The following is a 1,271-nucleotide window of genomic DNA, read 5'->3' on the forward strand; positions in this document are numbered from 1 at the left end:
TGTTTAGACCGGAGACATGGCTGACACCTGTTCCGACACATCACTGACAGGTTCGCCATTGGTCAAGTCGATTGATGCGACCTGCCAGCTAGCGAAGAAGATTCCGTAGTTGCCGTCGCGATCGAGCGGCCTGATCGCAAGGCGCTCGCCGCAGAAGGCTTGCGGGACTTTCCACATCTGTCCCTGGAAGGCGACGTAGCTCCGTGTCGAGGAGACGGTGCGAACGATCTCTCCGGTATTGTATTCGACCTTCGGAATGCGGTTCGGCATCGCGCGCGAACTTGGCCGGTAGCGGTCGGCTGGGACGGCCATGCCGAGCCCCTCGTGGGGCCGCTCCAAGTTGTAGAGTGTGCGCCAGCTATCCAGGACGCGCTGGACTTCCGACAAAGTGCGGAACGAGCGCAGGGCAAACACTTCCGCGTTCAAGCTGCGATGGAAGCGCTCGTTCTTGCCGCGGCCCTGCGGGTGACGCGGCCTGGCATGGACCACGCGGATGCCGAGCTTGAGCAGCCAGACCTTTAGCGCGGTCCAGCGAGCGCCGGACGTATCGCCCCAGGGCGAGCCGTTGTCGATGTAGAAGGCGTCCGGGAGGCCATAGCGGCGAAAGGTATCGGTCAGATGCTTCTGCACGTTGGGGCGCTGCTCATTGGCGCATGCCTTCAGGCACAGCGCATAGCGCGAGTGATCGTCCACCATGGTCAGCGGATGGCAGCGCGTCCCGTTGCAGAGAGGCATATGGCCCTTGAAGTCCATCTGCCACAGCTGATTGGGCGCCTCCTTCTCAAAGCGATGGCCTGGCGGACTGGACGGCGCCTTCTCGCTCGGCTTGATCCGCTCGTGCCGGCACAGGATCCGATGCACCGTGGAAGCCACCGGCACAGTCTGTCCGTCCCGCTTCAGGCAATGGGCGATCTTGCGCGCTCCCCAGGCCGGATGCTTGTCGCGGACCGCCACCACCTGCGCCTCCAGCGCGGTCGCGCTGCGCTTGGGCATCGTCTTCGGTCGACGGGACTGATTGGCCAGCTCTCGATCGCCAGCCTGCCATCGCCTCAGCCACTTGTAGCCGACATCAGGACTGATCCCGAAGCGCCGGCACAGTTCTCGCCGGTTCGCCCCCTCCTGCAGAGCCAGCCGCACAAACTCTCGTCGCTGATCCATCACTGACACCTCGCTCCACGGCATGGACGGCCTCCCGAATCGACCAATCCAGCCAATTTTGACGTGTCAGCTATGTCTCCGAACACCTGTCAGTGATCTGTCCGGTCTAAACA

The 1,271-nt window shown here is 63.0% G+C and carries 1 protein-coding gene; it reads right to left on the bottom strand.

Going from position 1 to position 1,271, the window contains the following annotated elements; translation table 11 throughout:
* Nucleotides 1-3: 3 nt before the first annotated feature.
* Complete coding sequence (locus tag AC066Y_RS43200; protein WP_478279131.1) at nucleotides 4-1,182, bottom strand: IS481 family transposase; 1,179 nt, start codon at nucleotides 1,180-1,182, stop codon at nucleotides 4-6.
* Nucleotides 1,183-1,271: the final 89 nt, after the last annotated feature.

This window comes from Bradyrhizobium sp. USDA3010 (assembly GCF_056429065.1).